The following is a 2,330-nucleotide window of genomic DNA, read 5'->3' as shown; positions in this document are numbered from 1 at the left end:
CGCACCGGTCGCGACCGGTGCGGACGCCCCCAGGGACAGAGCGAAACGTCTCCTCGGCAGCCGGGCCCGGCGCCTCAGCTCACCATGTCGGCGCAGGTCGCCGGCGTGGCGTGGGCCGGGTCGAGGGTGTTGACGACCTCCTTGAAGGCGACGCGGTCGATGAGACCGGTCGCGAAGTGGTCGGAGAGGTCGAGGGGACACCGGTCCTGGAGCAGGATGTTGCGGACGTTCGGGCCGGATAGGTACTGGGTCTGGTAAGGGGTGACGATCTCGTCGTACTTGGTGGCGACGACCGTGTAGCTGACGCCCGGCACCGTGTCCGGCCGGGAGTTGAGCTTCTTGATGAACTCCGAGCCGACGAGCTGGTCGGCGACGCCGGGGGTGAGGCCGTGCACCGCCTGGCGAGCTCCCGGAATCGCGTCCGTGAGCTTGGTCATGCCCAGGACGGTCGTTCCGTGGTTGGAGGGGACCAGCCCGGTCAGGGAGTTCACCTTGCCCGCGCCGTCCAGGAAGTTGAGGTAGTAGCGCGGCACCACGCCACCACCCTGGGAGTGGCCGACGAGGTCCACCTTCGGGGCGCCGGTGGCCTCACGGACCCGGTCGACATAGGTGGAGAGCTGAGCCGACGACTGCTCGACCGGCCCGAGGCCGTGGAAGAACGGGACGCCCGGGAGCTGGCCGTGGTCCAGCGAGAAAACGCAGTAGCCGCGGTTCACCAGATAGGGCGCGAGGAACAGAAAGTCGTCGACCGAGTTGGCGAAGCTGCCGTGGATCAGGACGACGGGCCGGGGGTGCGCGGGCGACGGCTTGCAGGAGAAGTTGTTCCAGCCACGGCTGACCGTCCCGGTGGCGGCGGTGCCCGCCGCGGCTGCCGGCGCCACCGTGCCCACGCTCAACACCAGGGCCAGGGCGGGCAGCAGGGTGCTCAGCACCCGGAGGAGACGGCGGGCGGAAGGGACTCTTCGCGTGCGGGACATGGAGGGGTACCTCGCAGGGGGAAAGGGCGCGTGACGGCGGTGCGACGGCCAGGGGAGTGCCGCCCGCTGAAAGCGGCATCAACCTCCGTGTGAGTAGCTTGCCGGGAAGGACATAATTTCATCAAGAAGGTTAGGTATCTCTTCATTCAGACGAGTTCAGCCCGTCATGCATCGTTGACAGCGAGGTGACGAGGGGGCGCGGGTAGCCGCGGTACCGTGTCCTCCCGGCCCCGGCGCGCAGTCCCGGTGGAGGACGTACCGGCAGACCGGCCACGCGTGGGCGTACGGCCGGGAGAGGGCTGCTGGGGGCGTCCGCACACCGGCCGTGGCCGGCGTGCGGACGCCCCAAGGACTGAAGGAAACGTCTCCTCGACAGCCAGGGCGCAGCGCCTCAGTTCTTCGCCGCGTCCCCGCTCCACTCGCCGCGACCGGTCCGCTCGTTGACTGGGGGGCTCTTGATGAGCTCGTACGCGTCCGGCGCCGACGCCAGGATCCGGTGCACCTTGGGGGACACCCCTCCTGGCGCTGGCCCTTCGGCCACCCACCGATACGTGCGCACGGTATGGAAGGAGGGCCCGATCGCCTCGGCAAACCCGCGTAAGGTGTACTGACCGGAGACGTTGATTGAGAGCAGGCCGTTCTGATCGGTCACGTGGCTGGGGTCGCGTGTCTTTGAGCCAGGTCTCTGGCGAGCTGGCTGATGCGTTTGCGGGTTGTCTGCGGGGTGAGTATCTCGATGTGGTCTCCGAATTGGAGGAGTTGACGCACTGACTCGATGTCGGGGTAGCGGACGACGACGGTGCATGATCCGTTTTCCGTATCGGAGACATCATGGATGCGTGTGCCGAGGATGCGCCGCGCCAAGTCGAGGCCATTTTCAGGCAGGCGAAAGGTCACGCTCACGCGACCTTGCCCCTCGGTGCGTTCCTTCAACACGGCCCATCTGGTGCGGAGGGTTTCGTCTGGTCGAAGAGCAACTGGCGCGTCGAGTTGTTCGAAGGCCGAGAGTCGTTCCAGAGCGAACAGCCGACCATCGCCCCTGTGATCGGCAACGAGATACCAGCGGCCGGACTTCGCCACGATCCCGTACGGGTCGACCACCCGCGTTGAGGCCTGATTCTCGGCGCTGCGCCGATATCGGATTCGCAGTCGGCGTCGGTGCCGCAGGGCCGATGCCAGATCGGCCACGTCGACCGCTGCCTCTGAGTCGGCAAACCATGCGGTGCTGTCCACCAGCACTAGGTGTGCTGTTCCAGCACCTGTGGCGGGTAGCGGCGATGGCCTCCCCTGCTGCGCGGGGCCGTCGGCAGCAGGCCCATGTCGGTGTAGTAGCGGATGGTCTTCACCGACAGC

General features: G+C 67.4%; 3 protein-coding genes and 1 pseudogene. All 4 read right to left on the bottom strand.

Annotation, left to right across the window (positions count from 1 at the left end):
* Positions 1 to 74: 74 nt before the first annotated feature.
* The gene (locus ABZ951_RS33765; RefSeq protein WP_344084111.1) at positions 75 to 977 is read right to left on the bottom strand and encodes an alpha/beta fold hydrolase; all 903 of its coding nucleotides are present in this window, start codon (positions 975 to 977) and stop codon (positions 75 to 77) included.
* Between the two features lie 391 nt (positions 978 to 1,368).
* Positions 1,369 to 1,629, bottom strand: coding sequence for a DUF6192 family protein (locus ABZ951_RS33760; RefSeq protein ID WP_344084115.1), 261 nt, complete (start codon positions 1,627 to 1,629; stop codon positions 1,369 to 1,371).
* Positions 1,626 to 2,210: a WYL domain-containing protein gene (locus tag ABZ951_RS33755; protein ID WP_344084118.1), complete on the bottom strand. Its 585-nt coding sequence runs from the start codon at positions 2,208 to 2,210 to the stop codon at positions 1,626 to 1,628. Before ABZ951_RS33755 ends, ABZ951_RS33760 begins: the two co-directional genes overlap by 4 nt.
* 14 nt (positions 2,211 to 2,224) lie before the next feature.
* Positions 2,225 to 2,329 (bottom strand): annotated as a pseudogene (locus tag ABZ951_RS33750) (MerR family DNA-binding transcriptional regulator); the annotation flags it as partial.
* Position 2,330 lies beyond the last annotated feature (1 nt).

Origin of the sequence: Streptomyces sp. NPDC046215, assembly GCF_040646215.1 — a bacterium.
Taxonomy (GTDB): Bacteria; Actinomycetota; Actinomycetes; order Streptomycetales; family Streptomycetaceae; genus Streptomyces; species Streptomyces stramineus.
The sequence above is the reverse complement of the archived record's forward strand: the minus strand, read 5'-3'. Positions and strand labels throughout refer to the sequence as shown.